The organism is Micromonospora sp. LHW51205 (genome assembly GCF_003315815.1).
Lineage (GTDB): Bacteria > Actinomycetota > Actinomycetes > Mycobacteriales > Micromonosporaceae > Micromonospora > Micromonospora chalcea.
Genome location: NZ_QMEZ01000002.1, coordinates 551,667 through 576,618, shown reverse-complemented (window position 1 = coordinate 576,618; position 24,952 = coordinate 551,667). Strand labels below are relative to the sequence as shown.

General features: G+C 74.8%; 22 protein-coding genes. 11 read left to right on the top strand and 11 right to left on the bottom strand.

What is annotated here, in order from left to right:
• The first annotated feature begins 161 nt into the window (after window positions 1-161).
• A complete protein-coding gene (locus DQE82_RS10585) occupies window positions 162-491 on the top strand; it encodes a hypothetical protein (RefSeq protein WP_113972556.1) in 330 nt (109 codons plus the stop codon).
• A gap of 75 nt (window positions 492-566) precedes the next feature.
• Here the strand turns inward: DQE82_RS10585 and DQE82_RS10580 are convergent, their stop codons facing one another.
• A complete protein-coding gene (locus DQE82_RS10580; protein ID WP_064448300.1) occupies window positions 567-2,135 on the bottom strand; it encodes a leucyl aminopeptidase in 1,569 nt (522 codons plus the stop codon).
• A gap of 166 nt (window positions 2,136-2,301) precedes the next feature.
• Between DQE82_RS10580 and gcvT the strand changes: the two genes are divergently transcribed.
• Entirely contained in the window at window positions 2,302-3,426 is a 1,125-nt protein-coding gene (gene gcvT / locus DQE82_RS10575; RefSeq protein WP_043329340.1) for a glycine cleavage system aminomethyltransferase GcvT, read from the top strand.
• A 42-nt stretch (window positions 3,427-3,468) separates the two neighbouring features.
• Here gcvT and DQE82_RS10570 read toward each other — a convergent pair whose 3' ends face one another.
• The 4 genes from DQE82_RS10570 to DQE82_RS10555 form a co-directional block, all read right to left on the bottom strand.
• Window positions 3,469-4,758, bottom strand: coding sequence for a DUF2314 domain-containing protein (locus DQE82_RS10570; protein WP_043329341.1), 1,290 nt, complete (start codon window positions 4,756-4,758; stop codon window positions 3,469-3,471).
• Between the two features lie 63 nt (window positions 4,759-4,821).
• A complete protein-coding gene (gene cobS / locus DQE82_RS10565) occupies window positions 4,822-5,595 on the bottom strand; it encodes an adenosylcobinamide-GDP ribazoletransferase (RefSeq protein ID WP_113972555.1) in 774 nt (257 codons plus the stop codon).
• Entirely contained in the window at window positions 5,585-7,567 is a 1,983-nt protein-coding gene (locus tag DQE82_RS10560; RefSeq protein ID WP_113972554.1) for a bifunctional adenosylcobinamide kinase/adenosylcobinamide-phosphate guanylyltransferase, read from the bottom strand. Before DQE82_RS10560 ends, cobS begins: the two co-directional genes overlap by 11 nt.
• 48 nt (window positions 7,568-7,615) lie before the next feature.
• Complete coding sequence (locus tag DQE82_RS10555; protein ID WP_064448305.1) at window positions 7,616-7,825, bottom strand: hypothetical protein; 210 nt, start codon at window positions 7,823-7,825, stop codon at window positions 7,616-7,618.
• 175 nt (window positions 7,826-8,000) lie between these two features.
• Here DQE82_RS10555 and DQE82_RS10550 point away from each other — a divergent pair, with 175 nt between their 5' ends.
• Window positions 8,001-8,201, top strand: a complete 201-nt coding sequence (locus tag DQE82_RS10550; protein WP_043329344.1) for a hypothetical protein — start codon at window positions 8,001-8,003, stop codon at window positions 8,199-8,201.
• Window positions 8,198-8,992: a site-2 protease family protein gene (locus DQE82_RS10545; protein ID WP_043329346.1), complete on the top strand. Its 795-nt coding sequence runs from the start codon at window positions 8,198-8,200 to the stop codon at window positions 8,990-8,992. Before DQE82_RS10550 ends, DQE82_RS10545 begins: the two co-directional genes overlap by 4 nt.
• Window positions 8,993-9,043: 51 nt before the next feature.
• Here DQE82_RS10545 and DQE82_RS10540 read toward each other — a convergent pair whose 3' ends face one another.
• Window positions 9,044-10,042 carry an aldo/keto reductase family protein gene (locus DQE82_RS10540; RefSeq protein ID WP_030500117.1) on the bottom strand — a complete coding sequence of 333 codons (999 nt, stop codon included), beginning with the start codon at window positions 10,040-10,042 and terminating at the stop codon, window positions 9,044-9,046.
• A 61-nt stretch (window positions 10,043-10,103) separates the two neighbouring features.
• Entirely contained in the window at window positions 10,104-15,083 is a 4,980-nt protein-coding gene (locus DQE82_RS31090; protein ID WP_233514632.1) for a WG repeat-containing protein, read from the bottom strand.
• Window positions 15,084-15,245: 162 nt separating this feature from the next.
• Here DQE82_RS31090 and DQE82_RS10525 point away from each other — a divergent pair, with 162 nt between their 5' ends.
• From DQE82_RS10525 to DQE82_RS10515, 3 genes are all read left to right on the top strand, one after another.
• Window positions 15,246-16,097, top strand: coding sequence for an ABC-2 family transporter protein (locus DQE82_RS10525; protein ID WP_064448306.1), 852 nt, complete (start codon window positions 15,246-15,248; stop codon window positions 16,095-16,097).
• Between the two features lie 73 nt (window positions 16,098-16,170).
• Window positions 16,171-16,971, top strand: coding sequence for an ABC transporter permease (locus tag DQE82_RS10520; protein ID WP_113972724.1), 801 nt, complete (start codon window positions 16,171-16,173; stop codon window positions 16,969-16,971).
• Window positions 16,968-17,945, top strand: a complete 978-nt coding sequence (locus DQE82_RS10515) for an ATP-binding cassette domain-containing protein (RefSeq protein ID WP_113972552.1) — start codon at window positions 16,968-16,970, stop codon at window positions 17,943-17,945. The genes DQE82_RS10520 and DQE82_RS10515 overlap by 4 nt, the downstream gene beginning before the upstream one ends.
• Here the strand turns inward: DQE82_RS10515 and DQE82_RS10510 are convergent.
• Window positions 17,929-18,489 carry a helix-turn-helix domain-containing protein gene (locus DQE82_RS10510; protein WP_043329354.1) on the bottom strand — a complete coding sequence of 187 codons (561 nt, stop codon included), beginning with the start codon at window positions 18,487-18,489 and terminating at the stop codon, window positions 17,929-17,931. The two genes, DQE82_RS10515 and DQE82_RS10510, sit on opposite strands and share 17 nt — an antisense overlap.
• A gap of 67 nt (window positions 18,490-18,556) precedes the next feature.
• Here DQE82_RS10510 and DQE82_RS10505 point away from each other — a divergent pair, with 67 nt between their 5' ends.
• Together DQE82_RS10505 and DQE82_RS10500 are read left to right on the top strand one after the other, a co-directional pair.
• Window positions 18,557-19,303, top strand: coding sequence for an AzlC family ABC transporter permease (locus DQE82_RS10505; protein WP_069088990.1), 747 nt, complete (start codon window positions 18,557-18,559; stop codon window positions 19,301-19,303).
• Window positions 19,297-19,605 (top strand): AzlD domain-containing protein, encoded by a 309-nt coding sequence (locus DQE82_RS10500; protein ID WP_069088991.1) that lies wholly within the window; start codon window positions 19,297-19,299, stop codon window positions 19,603-19,605. Before DQE82_RS10505 ends, DQE82_RS10500 begins: the two co-directional genes overlap by 7 nt.
• 69 nt (window positions 19,606-19,674) lie before the next feature.
• Here DQE82_RS10500 and DQE82_RS10495 read toward each other — a convergent pair whose 3' ends face one another.
• The 3 genes from DQE82_RS10495 to nadA form a co-directional block, all read right to left on the bottom strand.
• Window positions 19,675-20,283, bottom strand: coding sequence for a DUF3043 domain-containing protein (locus DQE82_RS10495; RefSeq protein ID WP_043329355.1), 609 nt, complete (start codon window positions 20,281-20,283; stop codon window positions 19,675-19,677).
• 79 nt (window positions 20,284-20,362) lie between these two features.
• A complete protein-coding gene (gene murA / locus DQE82_RS10490) occupies window positions 20,363-21,718 on the bottom strand; it encodes a UDP-N-acetylglucosamine 1-carboxyvinyltransferase (RefSeq protein ID WP_030500128.1) in 1,356 nt (451 codons plus the stop codon).
• 214 nt (window positions 21,719-21,932) lie between these two features.
• Window positions 21,933-23,108 (bottom strand): quinolinate synthase NadA, encoded by a 1,176-nt coding sequence (gene nadA / locus DQE82_RS10485; protein WP_187693530.1) that lies wholly within the window; start codon window positions 23,106-23,108, stop codon window positions 21,933-21,935.
• A 43-nt stretch (window positions 23,109-23,151) separates the two neighbouring features.
• Between nadA and DQE82_RS10480 the strand changes: the two genes are divergently transcribed.
• Window positions 23,152-24,312, top strand: a complete 1,161-nt coding sequence (locus tag DQE82_RS10480; protein WP_199495976.1) for a glycerate kinase — start codon at window positions 23,152-23,154, stop codon at window positions 24,310-24,312.
• 137 nt (window positions 24,313-24,449) lie between these two features.
• On the top strand, window positions 24,450-24,818 hold the full coding sequence (gene erpA, locus DQE82_RS10475; RefSeq protein WP_043329360.1) for an iron-sulfur cluster insertion protein ErpA: 369 nt from the start codon (window positions 24,450-24,452) through the stop codon (window positions 24,816-24,818).
• Window positions 24,819-24,952: the final 134 nt, after the last annotated feature.

Below are 24,952 nucleotides of genomic sequence, written 5' to 3'. Positions count from 1 at the left end.
CGTCACTGCATCGGGGGTTACGGCGGAGTAACAGGCACACCCCACCTCGGTCATCTTGTCACCACCACGGACCGGGCGCGTACCGAGGTGCCCAACGACACGTCGGTGACACGTACCCTTGGCACCGTCCTCGACGACGGCTTGGGGGAGGAGTGGATTCGGTGGGGTTGTTCCGACGACGAAAGCGGGCCGCCCCGGCGAGCCGCGACCGTGCCGCCGACCGCGCCGATCTGGACCACTTGGAGAACTTCGTCCGGACCCGTAAGGGCGTCGAGGCGTACATCGAGCCCCGTACGACGGTCACCGAGACCACGATCATGCTGATCGCCGACGACGGCGAGTGGACCCGGCGGCGCGTCGGCGGGCCGGACGAGGCCCGCCGCTGGGCGCACCGGATCGCCATCCCGATCTACGACGTGCGGCTGATGGGCTATCCGCAGCGCATGCGCGACTACAACGAACGCCGCAAGCGCCGCCCGGAGCCGTTCTGAGCGGGCGCGGGCGCGGGTGTTAAAAAGGGCCCCTTCTACAACGCGAGGCGTTAAGAAGGGGCCCTTCCTTACACGTCAGCCGTTGGTGGCGACGTCCTCGACCAGGTGCACGAGCGTACGCACCGGCACGCCGGTGCCGCCCTTGGTCCAGTAGCCGGTCGCCTCGCCCGAGTGGTAACCCGGACCGGCGATGTCGATGTGCGCCCACGCCACGTCGTCGGTGACGAACTCGCGCAGGAACACGCCGCCCTGCAGCATGTGCCCGGCCCGGTCCATCCCGGCGTTGACCTGCGAGATGTCCGCGACGTCCGACTCCATGCCCTTGCGCACGTCGTCCGGCAGCGGCATCGGCCAGGCCGGCTCACCGGTCGCGTCACCGGCCACCCGCACCCGCTCGCACAGCTCCGGGGTGCCCATCACACCGGCGATCCGCTTGCCCAGCGCGATCACCTGCCCGCCGGTCAGCGTGGAGGTCTCGAACAGGTAGTCCGCGCCGTCCGCGCAGGCCCGCGCCATCGCGTCGGCCAGCACCATCCGGCCCTCGGCGTCGGTGTTGAGCACCTCCACCTTCTTGCCGTTGAACATGCTGATCACGTCGCCCGGCCGGTAGCTGGCGCCCGACGGCATGTTCTCCGCCATCGGCAGGTAGCCGGTGACGGTGACCGACGGCTTGAGCGCCGCGATCGCCAGCATGGCCGCGCCGACCGCCGCCGCGCCGGCCATGTCCGACTTCATCTCCCACATGCCCTGCGCCGGCTTGATCGAGATGCCGCCGGTGTCGAACGTGATGCCCTTGCCGACCAGCGCGACCCGCTTGCCGTTGCCGCCGCCCTCCGGCGTCCAGGTGAGCTTCACCAGCCGCGGCGGGGCCTCGGAGCCCTGGCCGACGGCGAGGATGCCGCCGTAGCCACCGGCCTTGAGCGCCGCCTCGTCCAGCACCTCGACCTCCAGCCCCGCCTCGCGGGCGGCGGCGGAGACGGCGTCGGCGAACGCCGGGGGACGCAGCTCGTTCGGCGCGGTGTTCACCCAGTCCCGGCTGGTCCGCACCGCGCCGGCTACCGCCTGCGCCCGCGCGACCTCGGCCTGGGCGGTCGCGTCGGCCGCGTCCGGCACCGCCACCAGCACCTCGGCCACCGGCTCACGGCGGGCCGGCTGCGGCTTGGTCTTGTAGCCGGCGAACCGGTAGCCGCCCAGCAGCGCGCCCTCGGCGACCGCGCGCAGCGCGGCCGGGGCGTCGGCGTCGTCGGGCAGCGGCAGGGCCAGGGCGACGCGCGCCGCGCCGGCCAGCGCCCGTACGGCGGCGCCGGCGGCCCGGCGCAGCGACTCCGGGGCCGGAGCGGCGCCCGAGGGCTCCGGGCCGAGGCCGACGGCCACGACCAGCGGGGCGGTCACGGTGCCCAGCGTGGCCAACTTGATCACCTCGCCCGGGCCACCTGTCGCGCCGAGCAGGGCCAGCGTCTCGGTCAGCTTTCCGTCGAACGCGGCGGCGATGCTCTCCCCGCCGGTGGCCAGCAGCAGGGCGTGGGCGGGTGCGCCGCTGCCCGGCTCGGTGGTCTGGCTGTGCACGCCGATCACGATCGCGTCGACGGCGAGTTCGGCGGGGTCGGTGTCGACCAGGCTGAGGGTGGTGCGGGGCGATGTCACGAAAGCTACTCCGGGCGGGCCGGGCCGGCCGCGTCGTCGCGTACCGGCGGTGAAGGTGTCTCCGGCGGCAACCTACCCGCCGGAAGGCGTGGGTGTCCCGCCGATGCGCGCCGACGGGATCCCGCCGATGCTAACCACAGTCGTCGCGGCCGGTAAGTTGCCACCCATGACCGAGGTGACCTCCGACGCCGCCGAGACCCGGCTGCGCCGCTCCCCGCTGCACGAGCGGCACACCGCGCTCGGCGCGAAGTTCGCCCCCTTCGGGGGCTGGCAGATGCCGCTGGAGTACGCCGGTGGCGGCGTGCTCAAGGAGCACACCGCCGTCCGTGAGGGCGTCGGCGTGTTCGACGTCTCGCACCTGGGCAAGATCCGGGTCACCGGGCCGGGCGCGGCGGACTTCGTCAACGCCTGCCTCACCAACGACCTCGGCCGGATCGCCCCCGGTCAGGCGCAGTACACGCTCTGCTGCGACGACGCCACCGGCGGCGTGGTGGACGACATCATCGCCTACCTGCACGCCGACGACCACGTCTTCCTGATCCCCAACGCGGCGAACACCGCCGAGGTGGCCCGCCGGCTGCGCGCCGCCGCGCCCGCCGGGGTCACCGTCACCGACGAGCACGAGGCGTACGCGGTGCTCGCCGTCCAGGGCCCGCGCTCGGCGGACCTGCTGGGCGCGCTCGGCCTGCCCACCGGGCACGACTACATGAGCTTCTCCACCGCCACGCTCGACGGGGTGGAGCTGACCGTGTGCCGCACCGGCTACACCGGCGAGCTGGGCTACGAGCTGGTCGTGGCGTCCGAGCACGCGGTCGCCGTCTGGGACGCGCTCTTCGCCGCAGCCGGCGACGTCCGTGCCTGCGGCCTGGCCGCCCGGGACACGCTGCGCACCGAGATGGGCTACCCGCTGCACGGGCAGGACCTGTCCCCGGAGATCACCCCGGTGCAGGGCCGCTCCGGCTGGGCGGTGGGCTGGGACAAGCCGGCGTTCTGGGGCCGCGACGCGCTGCGCGCCGAGAAGGCCGCCGGACCCGCCCGTACGCTGCGCGGCCTGACCGCTGTCGACCGGGCCATCCCGCGCCCCGGCATGGCCGTGTACGCGGGCGACCGGCAGGTCGGCACCGTCACCAGCGGCACGTTCAGCCCGACGCTCAAGCACGGCGTCGCGCTGGCGCTCGTCGACACCGACCCGAAGCTGGCCGACGGCGAGGAGCTGGAGGTGGACATCCGGGGCCGCCGTGCCCGGATGCGCCTGACCCGGCCGCCGTTCGTCAAGCCCTCGGTGCGCTGAGGCCGGAGGCGGATCGGCCCTCGGCGCGCTGAGCCGCGCGGGTCAGTCCTCGCCGCGCTCCCCGGCGTCGAGGACTGCCTGCGTCCAGCCGCCCTCCAGCACGCCGGTGCCGTCCAGCACCGCCCAGTCGACCACGTCCGACGCCTCCACCACCACCGGGGAGCCGATCCGTACGCTCGGGTCGGTGTTGGCGTCGCTGGCGCTCGCGCCGACGATCCGTTCCGGGCTCTCCCACGAGGTCACCCCGGCCCAGACGTACTCGGGGCCGTCGTCGCCGGGCAGCCCGTACTTGACCACGAGCTGGCTCTCCTCGGGCAGCCGCCCGGCCAGGAACCGGGCCCGGATGTCGCCGAGCGCCTCCCGGGCGGTCTCCACCGCGCGGCTCATCGCGTCCCCGGTGCGGGTGTAGCGCACGTCCGGCTGGATGCCGTTGAACAGCGTCGCGCAGGCGGCGGCGAAGTAGCGGCCGGGCGGACCCGGATGCCCGGGCGGCGGGTTGAGGCTCAGGAACGAGTCGGCGTCCGGGTCGGTGGCCGGGTCCAGCTCCAGCCGCAGCAGCACCGGCGCGGTCGCGCCGTGCTGCTCCGGATTGCCGTACGCCACGGCGATGTCGTGCCCGGTCACCGTGGCCAGCACCGGTAGCTGCACGAACGCCGGCACCTCCTCACCGGCGAGCCCGTCGGTCCAGTCCCGCAGCAGCCGCCGGGCCGCGCCGGTCATCACCGCGCCCCACGCCCGGGTCAGGTGGTCCGGCACGCCCTGGGCCTGCAACTCCAGCAGCCCGAACCGGCGCAGCCCCTTCGTGGTGAACCACAGCCCGTCGGAGTCCGAGGAGTAGGGCACCAGCACCCAGTCGACGAGCCGGATCCGGCCCTGCTCGTCGGGCAGCGAGCGCAGCGCCGCCGCCGGGTCGAGGAACTGGAGCCCGAAGACGTCCACCACGTCCCCGCCGACCGTCTCGGCGACCGCCGCGGCCACCGCGCGGGCGGCCCACTCGTGCGCCGGCGGCCAGCCCGGCCGGTACTCGGCCTGCACCACCACCAGGTGGGTGGCGGCAGCCAGCCGGGCCAGCTGCTCCTCGGTGGCGCCGAACGCGGTGAGCAGGTCCGGCGGCAGCTCGGGGAACTCGTCGACGGTACGGGTGTCGACGGTCATCAGCGGGCTGTCGAGCATCTGCTTGGCCAGCCCGTGCACCGGCTCGGCGAGCCGCCCGGCCAGCCCTTCCACGGCCGTCTTCGGGCTCACCTTGGGCAGCCCGGTGATCGGCACCAGATAGGTCGCGTCGAGCGACTCGGGCACCGGTACCGGCAGGAAGTCGTCCGTGATGAGCATGCCGTCCCCCTCGACCGCGCCGGTGCACTCGCCCCGAACGCTACCCGCCCGGACCGGTGACGCTCAGCCGGTCAGCACCAGTCCCAGGTAGGACAGCGTGGTGACGATCTCCACGAGCGCCCCGAGCACGTCGCCGGTGATGCCGCCGAAGCGGCGTACCAGGTGCCGGAGCAGCCCGGCCGCGACGGCGAGCGCGCCGAGCACGGCGATCGGCCCCTGCCACGGACGGTCCGGCACCGCGGGCACGGCCGCCAGCGCGACGGCGACCGCGCCGAGCGCCAGCGCGCCCCACCCGACGGTGCCGGCCACGAGCGCGCCCAGGCCCTCCGGCCGCGCGGCCGGCACGCCGCGCCGGCAGGCCACGCCGACGGCGAGCCGCCCGGCCGCGGTCGCGGCGACCACGGCGGCGAACGCGGCGAGCGCGTCCCGGCCGGCCAGCTCCGCGAGCACCGCGCTCTGGAGCAGGAGTACGACCACCAGCGCGACCACCCCGAACGGGCCGACGTCCGGCTGCTTCATGATCTTCAGCGCGGCCGGACCACGCCGGTACGAGCCGAGCGCGTCCACGGTGTCGGCCAGCCCGTCCAGGTGCAGGCCCCGGGTGAGCAGCGCGCCCAGCCCGACCGTGACCACGGCGGCGACGAGCGGTGGCGCGAGCGCGCCGGTGAGCAGCAGCGCCCCGCCGAGTACGGCGCCGAGCAGCGCGCCGACCAGCGGGGCGAGCGCCATCGCGGTGCCGGCGGCGGCCCGGTCGACCCGGCCGGCGCGTACCGGTGCGGTGGTGAACGTGGTGAGCGCCAGCCGGATGCCGTCGGCGAGCCGCGCCTCAGTCGGCACGTCGGCCGGGGGAGACCGGCTCGTCGGACCCGATCGTGGTCGGTCCCGGCCCGGCCGGCTCCGGCTCGGCGAAGTCCGGTTCGTCGCCGGTCCGGTCGGCGTCGCTGTCGTAGCTGTCGTCGCCGCCGAGTGACGGGTGCGCCGGCAGCGTGGCGGCGAGCGTCAGCGCGGAGCGCAGCAGCGGCAGCGCGGCCAGCGCGGTCGCCCCCTCGCCCAGGTCGAGCCGCAGGTCCACCAGCGGCGTCAGGCCGAGCACGTCGGCGGCCAGCCGCACACCCGGACGGCCGCCGTGGTCGGGCAGCAGGCACCAGTGCCGCGCCTGCCCGGCCAGGTCGCGGCTGACCATCGCGGCGGCGGTGCCGACCGGGCCGTCCAGCAGCACCGGCACCCTACGGGCGGTGGCGCCCAGCAGGACGCCGGTGGCCAGCGCGATGTCGCCGCCACCCAGCTCGGCCAGGATGTCCTTGGCCTCGCGGGACGAGCGGCGGGTGCGGTGCAGCGCGTCCCGTACCGCCGCGCAGCGGACCATCCAGGCGGCGTCGTCGATCTCGCCCTGCTCGGTGATCACCCGGCCGAGCACGGTGGGCGGCTCCGCGCCCGCGGTGGCCGCGAGCACCGCCGCGGCGGCGGCCTCGGCGCCCGCACCGCACGCGGCGAGCACCAGCAACTGCACCCCCGCGTCGGCGGCCTGCTCGGCGAGCCGCCAGCCGTAACGCAGCGCCGCCTCCACCTCGTCGCCGGGCAGGGCCGGGCGGTCCTCGATCGGCGCCGACGTGGGCGCCTCGACGATCTGCAGGTCGGCGCGGTTCTCGGCGGCCAGCCGGGCCAGCGCGCCCCGGCCCGCGCGGGCCTGCCGGGCCCGGCGGGCCGACTCACCGGCCGGCGCGCCGGCCGACACGCCGCCTTCGTGGTCGCCCTGGATCAGCAGTACGCGCACCGAGTCCCACGGCCGCGGCATCGAGGTGCCCTGGGTGGCGGCCGCGAAGCCGACCACCTGCTCCAGCACGCCCAGACCGGCGCCGGGAAGGTCGAGCGTGGCGAGCCGGTCGACCGCCTGCGGACCGGTGTAGTCGTCAGGCATCGGCAGTTCCATGCCCGGCTGGATCACCAGGCCGGTGGCGATCATCGGCAGCGCCATGGTGGGGGCGGCCCAGTCGCCCGTGCCGGGCTCGTCGGACGCGGCCGGGGCGGGCAGCGGGGCGGCGGCCGGGGTGAGCACCTCGGGCAGCGTCACGTCCCCGGCGCCGAGGTCGGCCGGTACGGCCTGAGCCGGTGCGGTCCGGCTCGCGGCGGCTCCGGTCGGCGCGGCCTGGTCCGGCGCGGGCCGGGGTGCCGTGGCCCAGGATGTCGCGACCTGGGGCGCCGCGTCGCGGCTCGGCCCGGCCTCGGGCGACGTGCCGGCGGGCGGCACGGCGTGGGCCGGAGCGGCCGGCTTGAGCCATGTGGTCTGACCGGCGACCACCAGCGCGACCGCGTCGCAGGCGTCGGCGACCGCGCGGTTGGCGGCGCCGAGCGCGTCAGTGAACGCCCGGCCGAGCGGCGTGGTGGGCACCAGGGACAGGCCCACCTCGGGGCTGACCAGCACCAGCCGGGCGGTGCTGGAGCGCACCGCCGCGGCCAGCTCGGCGATCGTGGCGGTGTCGTCGGCCGGCTGGTGGGCCGGGTCGAGCAGCACCGTCACCCAGCCGCCCAGGTCGTCCACGAGCAGCGTCTCGTTCGGCCCGGCGGCGGCGATCACCTCGACCAGTCGGCCCGGGTTCGCGGCCGTCTCCTCGGTGGTCCAGCTCCCCGGCCGGCGGGCGCGGTGCGTCGCGAGGCGGGCCGCCCACTCGGTGTCCTCGGGATCCCCGGCCGGGGCGGTCGCCACGTACCGGACCGTGGGCGCGTCGGCGACCAGCGACTCGGCGATCTCGGACTTGCCGGAGCGGATACCGCCGAGCACCAGGAGGGTGTGCCACCCGTCAACGGACATGCCCCGTACCTTAGATGCCGCCGCCCCGGCGGGGCAGTGAGAGGTGGCTCATCGCGGTCGGCGCTCGGGGGCCTCGAAGCGATAGTCGTTGGGATTCACGTCACCCGGCTTCGGATCCTCCTGCCAGGCTCCCTCGCCGGGGCGGGCGAGAAGCGCGTCGAGCAGCTCCTCCCGGTCCATCTCGTGGGCCGCCTCGATGCCGCCGCGTACCGCCATCGCCCGTATCTCCTCGGTGTCCATCTCCCGCAACGGCCGCATGGTGTCCTCCCTCGCTGACGACGTCCGGCGTGGATACCCCGCTGGTGACGGCCGAACCTTGCGGGCACCCGCGCGTCGGCCCGCGCCGGTCGAGGGGTGAAGCGTCGTGGGCGGGCGACTAGGCTTGCGGAGGTTTGGCGTCCTGCGGGACGACGGCGGCGAGGGGAGACGCGGCATGGCGTGGAGCTGGCGGTACGAGGGCACGAACGGCGACGCGGTCGACGGGCCGGACGAGTCGTTCACGAGCCAGGCGGACGCCGAGTCGTGGATCGGCCAGACCTGGCGGGAGCTCGCGGCATCCGGCGTCACCACCGTCGTGCTGGTCGAGGACGACCGGGTGGACTACCGGATGAGCCTGCAACCCCCGGCCGAATGACCGGCTACGACCGTCCCGGCGAGCCGCTGGTCCTCGGCGTGCCCCGGGCGGCGTTCCGGCCGAGCCCGATCTTCCTGGCCCTGGTCGCGCTCTTCGTGGCCAGCGGGGTGATGGCCTGGAACCGGTACGGCAACGTCCGGTTCGACGTGTTCCTCTTCGTGGTCTCCGGCTGGCTGGTCTCACTGTGCCTGCACGAGTACGCCCACGCCGTGGTCGCGTACCGGGCCGGTGACCGGGACATCGCCCACCGGGGCTACCTGACGCTCAACCCGCTGAAGTACACAAGCCCGCTGCTGTCGATCGTGCTGCCGGTGGTCGTGGTGCTGCTCGGCGGCATCGGCCTGCCCGGTGGCGCGGTCTGGGTGGACCGGCACGCCATCCCCGGCCGGCTGCGGCACACGCTGGTCAGCCTGGCCGGGCCGGCCACAAACGTGCTGTTCACGCTGGTGCTGGTGGCCGCGGTGGCGTGGGGCCCCGAGCTGGGCGGCCCGCTGGAGTTCTGGGCCGGTGTCGGGCTGCTCGCGTTCCTCCAGCTCACCGCCAGCGTGCTCAACCTGCTGCCGGTGCCGGGCCTGGACGGCGGCAACATGCTCCAGCCCTGGCTCAGCCCCGCCTACCGGCGGATGTACGACCTGTTCGCCCCGTACGGCTTCATCCTGCTGTTCGCGCTGCTGTGGAGCCCGCAGATCAACCGGGCGTTCTTCGGCGCGGTGTTCGCCGTCGGCGACGCGCTCGGGCTGCCGCGGGAGCTGTACCAGATCGGCTACGCCCTGATCCGCTTCTGGCAGTAGCCGACCGGCCGTTCCCGGGCCGGAGCGAGCCGGCCCGGGAACGGCGCGACGTCACGGACGCTGCGCCGGGCTCTCGGTCTTCGCCGGGTCCCGCTCGGTGACCGGCTCGACGATCTCGTCGATCGCCTTCAGCAGGTCGGCGTCGAGCTTCACGCCCGCCGCCTTCACGTTGTCGTGCACCTGCTCGGGCCGGGACGCGCCGACGATCGCCGAGGCGACGTTCGGGTTCTGCAGCACCCACGCGACGGCGAGCTGCGCCATCGTCAGTCCGGCCTGCTCGGCCAGCGGCTTGAGCCGCTGCACCCGGGTGAGCACGTCGTCGTTGAGGAACCGCGCGATGAAGTTCGCGCCGGACTTCTCGTCGGTGGCGCGGGAGCCGGCGGGCGGCGGCTGGCCCGGCAGGTACTTGCCGGACAGCACGCCCTGCGCCATCGGCGACCAGACGATCTGACCGATGCCCAGCTCCTCGCTGGCCGGGATCACCTCGGTCTCGATGACCCGCCACAGCATCGAGTACTGCGGCTGGTTGGAGATCAGGGGGATGCGCAGCTCACGGGCGAGCGCGTGCGCCTCGCGCAGCTGCGACGCCTTCCACTCGGAGACGCCGATGTAGTGCGCCTTGCCGGAGCGTACGACGTCGGCGAAGGCCTCCATCGTCTCCTCCAGCGGCGTGCTGTAGTCGTACCGGTGGGCCTGGTAGAGGTCGACGTGGTCGGTCTGCAGGCGGCGCAGCGAGCCGTCGATCGACTCCATGATGTGCTTGCGGGACAGGCCCCTGTCGTTGCGGCCCGGCCCGGTCGGCCAGTAGACCTTGGTGAAGATCTCCAGCCCTTCCCGGCGCTCACCCTTGAGCGCGCGGCCGAGCACCGACTCGGCCCGGGTGCCGGCGTACACGTCGGCGGTGTCGAACGTGGTGATGCCGCTGTCGAGAGCGGCGCGGACGCACGCGAGCGCGGCGTCCTCCTCGACCTGTGAGCCGTGGGTGATCCAGTTGCCGTACGAGATCTCGCTGACCATCAGGCCGGAGCGGCCCAGGTGACGGAATTCCATGCTCCCGACCCTAGTCCTGCCCGGTGGCGACCGCCGTCCGGCGCTCCCCGCCGGGCGCGGGTCAGAGCACCGGGCTGGCGTCGGCGAGCAGACGGTCGATCTCCGCGACCACCGCCGCGCGGCCGGGATGCACCGGGTCGATGAGCGGGTCGCCGCGCCGGTCCAGCGCGCCCCACCGGCCCGACTCCGTGGCGACCATGAACGCCACCGGATGCACCACCACAGTCGGGTACGCCGGCGTGACCACCACCCGCCCGGCGCGGTCCACCACGCCCCGGCGGCCGGCCAGCTCGACCACGGCCAGGCCGTCGGCGGTGAACCCGTCCACCTTCCGTCCGTCGGCCAGCGGCGTGCCGAGACCGTGGTACCGGGTCGGCACCACCACCTCGCCGGTGAGGTCCACCGCGCCCCAGCCGCCGTTCTGCCGTACCGCCGCCAGTCCGTTGCGGAACGACCTGACCTCCTCGTACCCGGGCGGGATCCGCACGATGTTCATCCGGTCCACGGCCATCCAGCGGCCCTTGCCGTCCATCGACACCCAGGACAGCCCCTCGGAGAAGGCGCCCACCGCCCGGTAGCCGTTGTTCGCCTCGATCAGCGCCGCGCCGGACGTGTCGATCAGCGCCCAGCGGGACGCCTCCGGACGGCGTACCCAGGCCAGCCCTTCGTGGAACGGCTGCACCTCGGCGTACCGGTGCGCGATCACCATCTCGCCGTCGGCGTTCGCGTACCCCCAGAGCTGCTGCTCCTCGTCGAACGTCGCCACCGGGAGACGCGGCGCGCCGAGCACCTCCTCGGGCCGGCGCGGCGCCGGACCGAAACCGTCGGCGGCGGCCCGCTCCGCGACCGCGTCCAGCGCCACCTCGACGCGCGCGTTCATCGCCGCGTCCTCGCCGTGGCGCAGGTCCAGCGCCCTCTCGAAGTGCAGGCACGCCTCGGTCAGCCGTCCCTGGTCGTAGCAGCTCCGCCCGGCGTGCTCGTGCAGCAACGCGCGCAGCGGGTCCGGCAGCTCCGGCGAGTTCGTCTCGGCGAAGAGCCGGTCGGCCTCCGCGTGGTCACCCCGCCACCGCAGCGCCTCCGCGAGACGGGCCCGGGCCAACGCGGTACGCCGCAGCTCACCCGTCGTCTCCGCGTACGTGACTGCCAGCCGCGCGTCCCCGAGCGCGTCGTCCAGGTCGCCGAGGATCCGCGACGCCACCGCGCGCAGGCTCAGCAGCCGGGCCCGGCCACGGTTGTCCAGTGTGGTGTCGAGCTTGCCGGTCAGGCCGTCCCGGATCAGCCGCAACTGCGCCGGATCGGGCGCCTCCTCGCGCAGCGTACGCGGATCCAGCCGCCAGCCGACCGCGGCGAGGGCCTGCTCCGGGTCCGCCGGGGGCGGCGGCGGTCCGGCCGGTTCGGCGTCCGCTTCGGTGTCCGCTTCTTCGGTACGGGGAGTCGGCGCGTCGTCGGTCTGAGCGGTCGGCTCGTCGGCGGGCTCGGGTGGTGCGGGCTCGCGGTCGTGCTCCGGGTCGACGGTTGTGGTGTCGGTGTCGGGTGTGGGCTTGCCGCCGGCCGTAGGCTCGGCGGGTGCGCGGTCCGGGTCACCGGTCGGTGCGGTCTCGCCGTCGGAGTCCTCGCCGGGCGCGGTGGCCGGGGTGTCGGCGGCCTGCGGCTGCGGGATCGTGATGCCGGAGGGCTCGGTGCCGGCGGGTGCCGATTGCGGGGTCGCGATGCTCGTGAGGTCGGCTTCGGCTCGGCTGCCCGGAGACTCCAGTGGCGAGGCGGTGATGTCGGCGCGGTCGGCGTCGGCCCGGATGCTGCCGGTCGGCTCCGGTGTGGTGGCCGGTTCCTCGACGTGACCGGCCCTGCCCGGCTCGCCGGCTGTCTGGCTCCCGCCGCCAGCCTCTGAATCCGTGGCGTCCTGCCCGGCATCTACAGTGACCGGCGGCTCGGCGTCGGTGACCGGCCGGCCGCTTCCGGTGTCGGCGGACGTGCCGGTGGCGGGCATGCGGTTGCCCGCGTTCTCCCCGCCGGAAGCGGTCCCGTCCGGTGTGTCCAGGTGTCCGGCCGCCGGGTCCGCAGTGCTCGTGGATTCGTCGGTGTCGGTGTTTGCGTTGGTGCTGATGTCGGTGGCGGCAGGGGCGCTCGGTGTGGCGTCGCTGGTTGCGGCGTCGGATGGCGTGGTGACGCCGGTAGCGGGCGGCGTCGAGCCGGTACCGGACCCGGCCTCGGCCACCTCGGGGGTACGAATCGTCGCCGGCTCGGCCCGGTCTGCCACAGATCCTGGTACGAAATGACCCCCAGGGGGGCCGGAATCGTCCAAGATCTCCGGCGGTTCCGGTGTCTGGGCGGGGGCGGCGGGCTGGCTGGGACGGAACCATGCCTCGGCGCCGGAGTCCGTGGCCGGGGAGGGCGGAGCGGTTGTCGCCCCCGGGCGGGGGTGCTCGGCTCGCTCCGATGGCTCGCCGGTCCGGTCGACAGCCGGGCCGGGTTCCGTCCGTCCTGTGCCGGGCGCGGGACGGGCACTGGCGTCGGCGTAGGGCCGGTCGGCGTCAGGGGCCGACGTGGACGGAGCCTGCACCTCGGACTCGCGCCGACGACCGGCATCCACATCCGACGGCTTGGCCTCGGCGTCCGGTCCGGCCTCGGGCTCGCCGATGGCGCCGCTCTCCACGACTGGCCGGGGCGCGATCGGGGCCGGGTGCTCCACCGAGTCGGCGGGCCTGACGTCGGGTAGCTGCTCGGCCGGTGTGGGTACGGGTGGCCTGCCCGCGGTCTGCTGTGCGGGCACGGAACCGGAGTAGGCAGGCGGTGCCGGGCGAGCCCTCGCGGGTTGCGCCGTGTTCACCGGGTCGGAAGAAGGCGGGCCGTGACGCTCGGCGGTCCCGTCCTGCGACAGCGTGGGCCGGGCCGCGCCCTCGCTCCGGTCCGTCGGTGCCGCGCCACCCGGACGCTGCGCTCCAGAAGTGGGCGCTCCGGACGTGGGCGCACGGGAGACGTGCGCGTCGGAAGGAGGCGGAACGGGGGTAACCGCGCCGGAAGCGGGGCTGCCCGCGCCAGGCATGTCGGCCTGCGGCGCGGCGGGGGCGAGCGCTCCGGAAACGGGAGCGTCCGCGACGGGCACGCCGGCCTGCGGCGCAGGAGGTGCCGGACGCGGGGTGTCGCCGGTCCGAGGCGCGGCCGAGCCCTCCCCGGAACGCCCGGGCGTGGCCGGCGGCGGCACCGGATTGGGCCGTACCGGGGCGACCCGGGGACGGTCGTCGGGACGGGTGTGTGCGGCCGGCTCGACCGGTGCCGTCTCCCGGCCGTCGGCGACCCGGGGCGGCGGGTGACCGGCCGGCCGCACCGGCCACTGCACCGGCGGCGCCGACCTGCGCTCGTCCGGCGGTGCCGACCTGCGCTCGTCCGGCCGCACTGGCCACTGCGGGGCACGGGTCTCGGGGCGGGCGGCGGCATCCGGCTGTGACCGACTGGGCTCGGGACGGGGCATTGCGGTGGGCGGCCGGGTGGCGTCGGACGGCGGCATCGGGTACCGCTGCGGCGCCGGCCGCTCCACGGGTGGGCGCTGCCGTTCGTCCGGCCGGCGCGTGTCCGTCTCGGGACGGGGCCGCGGCTCGATGATGGGCCACTCGCCCTGGTGCGGGCGGGACCGGTCGACCGGCGGGCGCTGACCCTGCCACCGCTGGTCGGCGCCGGGACGCGGTGCGCCGTACCGGTCGGGCTCGGTCTGCGGAGGCCCGTTCTCGGGCGCCCGGCGCTGGGTCTCCGGGTACGCGGCGGCCTCCCGGCCCGGCGCACGTCCGTCTGCCAAGGGCCGGCCGTCCACCGGCTCACGCCGCTCCGCCGGGGGACGCCGGCTCGGGTCACGCCAGCCGTCACCGTCGGTGCCGCGCCAACCGTCCCGGCCCGGCTGGCCCCACCCGGCCGCGCCCCGCTCCAGCGGCGGCACGGCGTCGTCGCGCCGATCGGCCGGGCGCCCGGCGCCGTGGTCACGCCGCCCGTCGGACGGCGGCTCCCGGCGCTCGTCCGGGAAGCGGTCGCGGCGTCCGTCGGGCATGGACTCGCGGCGCCCGGCGGGGGAGTGGTCCCGCCGCGCGTCGGACGCCGAGCCCCACCGCTGTTCCGACACGGCAGGCGGGCCCTCGACCGGGGCGCGGCGTCCGTCGGCCTGGTGCGGGCGGTCGGCCCGGCGCTCGCCATGGTGCGGGAACTCGTTCGGCTCCGGCATCCAGCCGGGCTGGGACGGCCGGCGCGGTGCGGCCTCGGGGCGTACCCAGCGTTGGTCGAGCCGCTGCTCGGGCGGCGTGGGCGGGCCGGTGCGGCGCCGATCCTCCGGCCAGGGCCGCCGCCCGTCCGCGGGGTGCCCGCGGCGGTCGTCCGGAGGGCTGCCGGCAGGGCGCTGGCCGCCGTGATCCGTGGGCCCGGCCGGGTACGCCCCGCGGGACGTGGCCGGACCGGCCGGGCCGCCACCGCGTGGACCGCCGGACCCCGGCTGCTCGGCCCCGCGCGGACCGGCTGGACTGGTCGGGTACGTGCCATGTGGGCCGGCTGGACTGGTCGGGTACGTGCCGCGTGGGCCGGCTGGACTGGTCGGGTACGTGCCGCGCGGGCCTGCTGGACTGGTCGGGTATGTGCCGCGTGGGCCGGCCGGACTGACGGGGTACGCGTCGCGCGGACCCGCGGGACCCACCGGGCCGGCGGGGTGCGGGCCGTGCGGACCCGCCGGGCTGACCGGGTGGAATCCGGCGGGACTGACCGGGTTCGCGCCGGCCGGGCTGACCGGATACGGATCGGTGTCGGGCGCGGGACTGACGGGGTGGAACCCGGCCGGGCTGACCGGGTGCGCGCCTGCTGGGCTGACCGGGTACGGGTCGGCGTCGGGCGCGGGGCCGACCGGGCGTACCTCGGCGCGGCCGACCACGGTACGGCGGCGCGGCGTCAGGTTCTCGATGCCGATGTCACCCGGGTAGCGCTGCCCCGGGAACTGCGGCTGCCACTCGTGGGTGGGCTCGGCGGCCCAGGCCGGTTCGGCCGGCTCGCGCCAGCTCCCCCAGCCACTCATCGGCAACCCCTCCGGCCGCTCGCGCGGGACGGCCCCGGGGCCGGCTCGCGTCGCTCGCTCACGGCGGTGTCACCTCATTGGAAATTCGCGCGCTGGGGCGCCGGACGTGCCGGTACAGTCGCCCGGTCCAGCACGTCGTGGCTGCGGAAGGAGGGTAACGGCGTGGGCTCGGTCACCGCCACTGTGGCACCACCCACCGGCGCACACGTTACCCCATGGTTTCGGACATTCGGCGCGATCGCGGCGGCCGGGTTCCGGCGGCACGCGACCTACCGTCAGGCCGCCGTGGCGGGGCTGTTCACCAACACCGTGTTCGGCTTCCTGCGCTGCTACATCTTCCTCGCCGCGACCGGCGCGGCCGGCACCGTGGCCGGCTACGACAGGGCGCAGCTCGCCACGTTCGTCTGGGCCGGCCAGGGGCTGCTGGCGGTGATCGCCATCTGGGGCTGGACCGACCTGGCGGACCGGATCCGTACCGGTGAGGTGGCTGCCGACCTGCTGCGACCGGTGCACCCGGTGACCAGCTACCTCGCCACCGACCTGGGCCGGGCCGGGTTCGCGGCGCTGGCCCGGCTGGTGCCGCCGCTGGTGATCGGCCCGTTCTTCTTCGCGGTGTACGTGCCCCGGCACTGGGCAACGGTGCCGCTGTTCCTGCTCTCCGTGCTGCTCGCGGTGGTGGTCTGCTTCGGCTGCCGCTACCTGGTGAACGCCACCGCGTACTGGCTGCAGGACGTCCGAGGGCCCATGATCCTGTGGACGCTCGGCTCGGGCGTGCTGGCCGGGCTCTACTTCCCGCTCGGGTTCCTGCCCGGCCCGCTGGAGACGGTCCTGCGGTACGCGACCCCGTTCCCCAGCATCCTGCAGGTGCCGCTGGACGTGCTGGTGGAGCGGGAGCCGATGTCCACCGGTCTCGCCCTGGTCGGGGTGCAGGCCGCCTGGGTGGTGGCGCTGCTGGCGCTGTGCCGGCTGGTGCAGCGCCGCGCCGAGCGCCGCCTGGTGGTCCAGGGTGGCTGAGCGCGACAGCGCGCCCAGGGTGGCTGAGCGCGACAGCGCGTCCAGGGTGGCTGAGCGCGACAGCGCGCCCGGGGTGGCTGAACTGCGGGCGTACCGGGCGCTGCTCGGCGCGCAGGCGCGTTCGCAGGCGGCGTACCGCACGTCGTTCGTGGTGGACCTGGTCGGCAACGTGGGCGCGACGGTGTTCGACGTGGTCACGGTCCTGGTGATCTTCGGTGTGACGCGGGAGCTGGGCGGCTTCACGCTGCGCGAGACGCTCGTCGTGGTCGGCCTGTCGGCGTGCGGCTTCGCCACCGCCGACCTGCTGGTCGGCAACATCGAACGGCTTCCCCGGTACGTGCGCACCGGCCTGTTCGACGCGGTGCTGGTCCGTCCGCTCGGCGCGCTGCCGCAGCTGCTGCTGATGGACCTGCCGCTGCGTAAGCTGTCCCGGGCCGTGTTCGGGCTCGCCGTGCTGCTGTTCGCGCTGGTCTCGGCGGGGATCGACTGGACACCGGGCCGGGTGGCGCTGGCGGTCGTCGCGCCGCTGGCCGCCGTGGTCTTCTTCGCCTCGGTCTTCGTGCTGACCGCGACGGTGTCGTTCTACTGGGTCGACTCGGGCGAGCTGGCCAACTCGGTCACCTACGGCGGGCGTGACTTCACCTCGTACCCGGTCACCGTGTACGGCGGCTGGTTCCGCGCGTTGTTCGCGTACGGGATGGGGTTCGCCTTTGTCAGCTACCACCCGGCGCTGGCGTTGCTGGGCCGCGCCGACCCGCTCGGCCTGCCGTCCTGGGCGGGCTGGGCCGCGCCGGGGGTCGCGGTGGTCGCGGCGGCGCTGGCCGCCCTGGCCTGGCGCGTCGGGGTCCGTCACTACCGGAGTACGGGGTCATGAGCGTCATCGAGATGGACGGGCTGCGCAAGGAGTTCACGGTCCGGGTCCGGGCCGGGCGGTTGCGCCGCGAGAAGCGGACGGTGACCGCCGTCGACGGGGTCGACCTGCGGGTGGAGCGCGGCGAGATGCTCGGCTACATCGGCCCGAACGGCGCCGGGAAGTCGACCACGCTGAAGATGCTCACCGGCGTGCTGACGCCGTCGTCCGGGCGGGCCCGGGTGTGCGGGCTGCGCCCGGTGGCCGACCGGACCCGGCTGGCGCTGCGTATCGGCGTGGTGTTCGGGCAGCGTTCGCAGCTGTGGTGGGACCTGCCGCTGCGGGACTCGTTCGACCTGCTGCGGCACGTCTACCGGGTGCCGGCCGGCGAGCACGCGGCCCGGCTGGCCCGCTGCCGGGACCTGCTCGACCTGGACGGGTTCCTGGACACCCCGGTCCGGCAGCTCTCGCTGGGTCAGCGGATGCGCGGTGAGCTGACCGCGGCGCTGCTGCACGGCCCGGAGGTGCTGTTCCTGGACGAGCCGACGATCGGCCTGGACGTGGTGAGCAAGCAGGCGGTGCGCGGTTTCCTGGCCGAGCTGGGCCGGGCCGGCGACACCACGCTGGTGCTCACCACGCACGACCTGGCCGACATCGAGCGGCTGTGCCGGCGGCTCGTGGTGATCGACCACGGGCGGGTGGTGCACGACGGGTCGATCGCCGAGCTGCACCGCCGGTACGGCTCGCGCCGGATGGTGGTCGCCGAGCTGGACGCGGCGCTGCCCGAGCCGCCGGTGCTGCCCGGGGCGCCGGTGCAGCGGGTGGAGGCGGACGGGCGGCGGCTGGTCTTCGCGCTGGAACGGGCGAGCGTCGCCGAGGTGGTGGCCGGGCTGGCCGGCCTGGCCACGCTGCGGGACATCTCGATCGTGGAGCCGGGCATCGAGGAGGTCGTGGCGCGGCTCTACCGGGCGCCGGCCGCGGTCACGGGTGCTCCATGACGAGTACGGCGAACGTGCCGGGGGCCAGCGCCTCGTACCGGTGCGGGGTGTCGCCGGGGAAGGTGACGTAGTCGCCGGGTCCCAGCTCGACCGGGTCGGTCTCCGGGCCGACGCGCATCCGTCCGGCGGCGACCACGACGTGCTCGACGCTGCGCGGGGTGTGCGCCTCGGCGATCCGTACCGCGCCGGGTTCCAGCTCCATCACGTAGACGTCCCGCCGGGCGTGCGGCGCTCCGGCGGCGAGCAGGGTGGCGGAGAAGTCGGCGTGCTCGGAGCGGATCCGGGGGCCCTCGCCGGCCCGGACCACCCGCACGGCGGCGGCGGGTGGTTCGACCAGGCGGCTGAACGGTACGTCCAGCGCCACGCCGAGCGCCCAGAGCGTCTCCACGCTGGGGTTGCCGGACCCGGACTCCAGCTGGGACAGGGTGGACTTGGCGATGCCGGCGCGGCGGGCCAGCTCGGTGAGCGACAGGCCGGCCCGTTCGCGTTCGCGGCGTAGCGCGGCGGCGATGGTCGCGAGTGGGGGAGCGGGGTCGATCGCCATGTGTTCGCTCCAACGGTCGGTTTGTTCGGTTTGACGAACAAGCGTTCTCGCGTTCAGGATAATGGACATGCGTACGGCATACCGAACGGGCGACGCCCGGGTGCTCCGCGACGTCGCCGCCATCGGCGCGGCGATGCTGGCCGTGGGCGCGTCGTTCGGCGCCGTGGCGGTAGCCGCCGGCCTGCCCGCCTGGGCCACGCTCGCCATGTCCGCGGTCGTCTACGCCGGTGGCGCCCAGTTCATGGCGGTGGGGCTCGTCGTGGCCGGCAGTCCGCTCGCGGCGGTCCTCGCCGGCCTGCTTCTCAACGCCCGCCACCTGCCGTTCGGCCTGGCCCTCGGCGGCGCGCTCGGCTCCCGGCGCTGGCAGCGGCTGCTGGGCAGCCACCTGATGACCGACGAGGCGACCGCGTTCGCGCTGGCCCGCCCGGCCGGTCCGGGGCGGCGCCGGGCGTTCTGGCTCGCCGGGGTGCTGCTCTTCCTGGCCTGGAACACCGGCACCGCGCTCGGCGTGCTCGCCGGCGGCGCGGCCGGCGACCCGGCCGCGCTGGGACTCGACGCCGCGTTCCCGGCCGGGCTGGCCGCGCTGCTGCTGCCCAGCCTGCGCGACCGGGAGACCCGCCGGGTGGCGCTGACCGGCGCCGGCCTGGCCGTGCTGGCCACGCCGCTGCTGCCGGCCGGGTTGCCGGTGCTGCTCGCGCTCGCCGCGCTGGCCCTGCCGCTGCTGGCCCGCCGCCGCCCGCCCGCCGCGCCACCCCGGACCGCTGACGAGGCGGCTGATGATCGGAGCGTGCGGGCCGGGGAGGTCTCGTGCTGATCGCCGTGATCCTCGCGCTGGCCGCCGGCACCTACGGCTTCCGCGTCGCCGGGGTGCTCCTGCGGGACCGGCTGGACCTGCCCGAATGGGCCCGCCACCTGCTGCCGGTCGGCGCCGCCACGCTGCTGGCCGCGCTCGCCGCCACCGCGGCGCTGACCGAGGCCGGTGGCTTCGCCGGGTACGCCCGCCCCGCCGGGGTGCTGATCGGCCTGGTGCTGGCCTGGCGCCGGGCGCCGTTCGTGCTGGTCGTGGTCGCGGCGGCAGCCACCACAGCGGTGCTGCGCCTGCTCGGCGTGGACTGACGCCGGCCCTCGCACGAGAACGGCCCCGCACCGCCGGAGCGGGAAGGGGCCGATTTCGGAGCGGGCCGGTCAGACCTTGTCGCCGATGTTCACCCGGGGCGCGGGAGCGCGCATCCGGCGGAACGTGATCGACCGCATGATCGCGTAGAAGTAGAGCGAGCCGAGCTTCTCGGTGCTCTTCGGGAAGCGCTCGCGGACCAGCCGCTTGATCTTCCGGGAGATCAGCACCGAGTCGATCAGCACGCCGAGCGCCAGCGCGCCCCACAGCAGGTTGGACAGCAGCCGCACGATCGGCGGCATGGCCTGGTTGGAACCGACCAGCACGATCAGCGCGCCGCCGAAGAACCAGGTGCCGACCGTACGCCGGGAGTCGACCACGTTGCGGGCCAGCAGCCGCTCGGGCCCCCGGTCACGCGGGCCGCCCTCGCGCCGGAACTCGGCGGCGGCCTCGGCGCGGGCGGCGCGGCGCTGCGCGCGGGCCTCCTCCTTGGTCAGCGGCTTGGCCGGCGCGGTCGGCCGGCGGCCGGCGACCGGGCGCTTCGGCGTGACCTGCCCGAGTTCCTTCTTGCTGGGCGTGTAGCCCCGGGGACGGGCGGCGGCGGACTCCTCGTCGGTCGTCACAGTGGTGACGGACTCCTCGACGAGGTCGGCGGACTTGCGGCGAAACAGCGACGGCACGCGGCAAGGGTAGCCAACCGGCCGCGCCCGGTGCACATCACGGGTGCACCGGGCGCGGACGGACGGTTGAACGGGACGGTCAGGGACGCTCGACGTGCGCGCCGAGGTCGGCCAGCTTGGCCTCGAAGTCCTCGTAGCCGCGGTTGATCAGGTCCACGCCGTACACCCGTGAGGTGCCCTCGGCGGCGAGCGCCGCGATGAGGTGGCTGAACCCGGCCCGCAGGTCCGGGATGACCAGGTCGGCGGCGTGCAGCTTGCTCGGCCCGGCGATCACCGCGGAGTGCTTGAAGTTGCGCCGGCCGAAGCGGCACGGGGTGCCGCCGAGGCAGTCCCGGTAGACCTGGATGTTGGCGCCCATCGTGTTCAGCGCCTCGGTGTAGCCGAGCCGCTGCTCGTAGACCGTCTCGTGGACGATCGACAGGCCGCGGGCCTGGGTGAGCGCGACCACCAGCGGCTGCTGCCAGTCGGTCATGAAACCCGGGTGTACGTCGGTCTCCAGCGCCACCGCGTTCAGCTCGCCGCCCGGGTGCCAGAAGCGGATGCCGCCCTCCTGGCCGGGGCTGCCGCCGCGCGGCGGGCGCAGGTCGGTGACCTCGTACTCGCCGCCGACCGAGCGGAAGATGTTCAGGAAGGTCATCATGTCGGCCTGCTGGGCGCCCAGCACCTCGACGTGACCGCGGGTCGCCAGCGCCGCCGCCGCCCAGCTGGCCGCCTCGATCCGGTCCGGGATCGGCCGGTGGGTGTAGCCGTGCAGCTTCTTGACGCCCTGGATCTCGATCACCCGGTCGGTGTGCACCTTGATGATCGCGCCCATCTTCTGCAGCACGCAGATGAGGTCGATGATCTCCGGCTCGACCGCCGCGTTGCGCAGCTCGGTGACGCCCTCGGCCATCACCGCGGTGAGCAGCACCTGCTCGGTGGCGCCCACGCTCGGGTACGGCAGCGCGAACTTCGTGCCGTGCAGCCCGTTGGGCGCGGACAGGTGCAGGCCCTCCGGCGTCTTGTCGACGGTGGCGCCGAACTCGCGCAGCGCCTGGAGGTGGAAGTCGATCGGACGCGGGCCGATGTGGCAGCCGCCCAGGTCGGGGATGAAGGCGTGGCCGAGCCGGTGCAGCAGCGGGCCGCAGAACAGGATCGGGATCCGGCTGGAACCGGCGTGCACGTTGATCTGGTCGGTGCTGGCGCTCTCGACGTTCGAGGGGTCGAAGACCAGCTCGCCCTCCTCGTCGCCGTCGCTGACCTTGACGCCGTGCAGGCCGAGCAGACCGCGGACCACCTCGACGTCACGGATACGCGGCACGTCGAACAGCCGGCTGGGTGTGTCGCCGAGCAGGGCGGCGACCATCGCCTTGGACACCAGGTTCTTCGCGCCGCGGACGCGGATCCGCCCTTCCAGCGGAGTGCCTCCGTGTACGACCAGGACGTCGTCGGTCAACGCAACCTCCAGCGCGTTGGGTGCTGCCGTGTCTAGTGATGGGTGCACGAAGTTCATCGCTACCCGGAACGCGGTCATGGGAAAACGGGCCGCGTGTGTCGTCGCCCCGGCAGCATAGCCCTCCGTGACGAAAATGGAATCGGTCACATCACCAGCGAGGGCACGAACCGGGGTGTCCGGTGCGTTTACGTGCCAGTCAGGTGACCGAGGGTGATCAGGCTCCCGGAAGCGCGAGCATCTGGTCCAGCGCCGACCGGGCGTGTCGGGCGGTCTCCGGATCGACGGTGATCTGGTTGACCACGCGGCCGGCGACCAGCTCCTCCAGCGCCCACACCAGGTGCGGCAGGTCGATCCGGTTCATCGTCGAGCAGTAGCAGACCGCCCGGTCGAGGAACATGATCTGCTTGTCCGGGTGGGCCAGCGCGAGCCGGCGGACCAGGTTCAGCTCGGTGCCCACCGCCCACGCCGAGCCGGCCGGGGCCGCCTCGATCGTCCTGATGATGAATTCGGTCGAGCCGACCAGGTCGGCGGCGTTCACCACCTCGTGCCGGCACTCCGGGTGCACCAGCACGTTCACGCCCGGCACCCGCTCGCGTACGTCGTTGACGCTGTCGAGCGTGAACCGGCCGTGCACCGAGCAGTGGCCGCGCCACAGGATCATCTTCGCGTCCCGCAGCTGCTCGGCGGTCAGCCCGCCGCCCGGCTTGTGCGGGTCGTAGAGCACGCAGTCGTCGAGCGAGAAGCCCATCTCCAGCACCGCGGTGTTGCGGCCCAGGTGCTGGTCGGGCAGGAACAGCACCTTGCGGCCCTGCTCGAACGCCCAGTCCAGGGCCCGCTTGGCGTTCGACGAGGTGCAGACCACACCGCCGTTGCGGCCGACGAAGCCCTTGATGTCGGCCGAGGAGTTCATGTACGTCACCGGGACGGTCTCCGCCGCGATGCCCAGGTCGGTGAGCGTGTCCCAGGCGGCCTCGACCTGCGACAGCACCGCCATGTCGGCCATCGAGCAGCCGGCCGCGAGGTCGGGCAGGATCACCTTCTGCGCGTCCGAGGTGAGGATGTCCGCGCTCTCGGCCATGAAGTGCACGCCGCAGAAGACGATGTACTCCGCATCAGGGCGCGCCGCCGCCTCCCGGGCCAGCTTGAACGAGTCGCCCGTCACGTCGGCGAACTGGATCACCTCGTCGCGCTGGTAGTGGTGCCCCAGCACGAACACCTTCGTGCCGAGCGCGGCCTTCGCGGCGGCGGCGCGGGCCACCAGGTCGGGGTCGCTCGGCGCGGGAAGATCACCCGGACACTCCACGCCACGTTCGGTGGCGGGGTCGCTGCCGCGGCCGAGGAGCAGCAGCGCCGTGGCGGTGTTGGACGGCTCAACCCAGGTCGAAGTCACGCCCCCATGGTCCCATAGCGCGACCACCGCGCAGCCGTCCCCGATGTGGCCTGCCACACTGCTGCGCATGCGCGTGCTGCTCTGCCCGGACAAGTTCGCCGGCACGTTGTCCGCCCCCGAGGTGGCCGCCGCGGTGGCCGAGGGCTGGCGGGACGTCGCCCCCGGCGACGAACTGCTGGTCCGGCCGCTGGCCGATGGCGGACCGGGGTTCGTCGAGGTGCTCGCCGACGCGCTCGGCGGACGTCGGCTGCCGGTGCCCACGGTCGACCCGCTGGGCCGCCCGGCCACCGGTGAGATCCTGCTCACCGACGACGGCACGGCGTACCTGGAGAGCGCCCAGGCGTGCGGCCTGCACCTGCTCTCCGACGCCGAACGGGACCCGAAGGCCACCACCTCGTACGGGCTGGGGCTGCTGGTCACCGCCGCGGTCGAGGCGGGCGCGCGCACAGTGGTGGTGGGGCTGGGCGGCTCGGCCACCAACGACGGCGGCGCCGGGATGCTCGTACCGCTGGGTGTCACGCCGCTCGACGACGCCGGCCGGGCGCTGCCGTACGGCGGCGCGGCGCTCACCGCGGTGGCCGCGCTCGACGGCGAGCCGCGGCTGCGCGGCGCGACGCTCGTCGCCGCCACCGACGTGGACAACCCGCTGCTCGGGCTGCACGGCGCGAGCAGCGTCTTCGGCCCGCAGAAGGGCGCCGACCGGGCCGACGTGCTGCTGCTCGACGCCGCGCTGACCCGCTGGGCGGACGTGCTGACGCAGCGCCTGCCGGGCTGCCCGCCCGGTCTGGGCGCGCTGCCCGGCGGCGGCGCCGCGGGCGGCCTCGGCGCGGCCGTGCTGGCGCTGGGCGGCCGGTGCGAGTCGGGCATCGGGCTGGTCACCCGCGCGGTGAGGCTGGACGCCGCGCTCGACGCCGCCGACCTGGTGATCACCGGCGAGGGCTCGTTCGACCACCAGTCGCTGCGCGGCAAGGTGGTCGCCGGCGTGGCCGGCGCCGCCCGGGACCGGGGCGTGCCCTGCGTGGTGCTGGCGGGACGGGTGAGCACCGGGCGGCGGGAGGCCGCGGCGGCCGGCGTGACCGACGCGTACAGCCTGGTCGAGCACTTCGGCGGCGAGGAGCGCGGGGGAGTGGACGCGGCGATGACCCGCCCGGCCGAAGGGCTGCGCGCGCTCGGCGCGCGGCTGGCCGGGCAGTGGAGCCGCTGACCGGTTCCGCTGGTCACGCCGCCGGGTGGTGACGCCGACGGCGGCGTACGATCGAAACGGACCACACCGGGAATCACTGGCGGACGTGCGGCGTTGGCCAGGACGTCCGGACCTATACCGCGCAGGGAGACTTCCACGTGACCACGCCAGCGCAGACCGAGTCGACCGAGGCCAAGGCCCCCAGCACCGTCGTCCTCACCGACGTCGCGGCGCAGAAGGTCAAGGCCCTGATCGAGCAGGAGGGCCGCGACGACCTGCGGCTCCGGGTCGCCGTGCAGCCGGGTGGCTGCTCCGGCCTGCGGTACCAGCTGTTCTTCGACGAGCGCTCGCTCGACGGTGACATCGTCACCGACTTCGACGGTGTCGAGGTCGTCGTCGACCGGATGAGCGCCCCCTACCTGACCGGCGCCACCATCGACTTCGCCGACCGGATCGACGCCCAGGGCTTCACCATCGACAACCCCAACGCGGGCAACTCCTGCGCCTGCGGCGACTCCTTCAGCTGAGTCGACGCACCGACCGCAAGCGGCGGGCCGTCCCGGTGGGGCGGCCCGCCGCTTCGTCGTACCCCCTGGGGGTGACGTCCGGATGTGCGCTGATCGACCGGTTGGTGACCGACCGCCGTCCGTCCGGTCCGGGG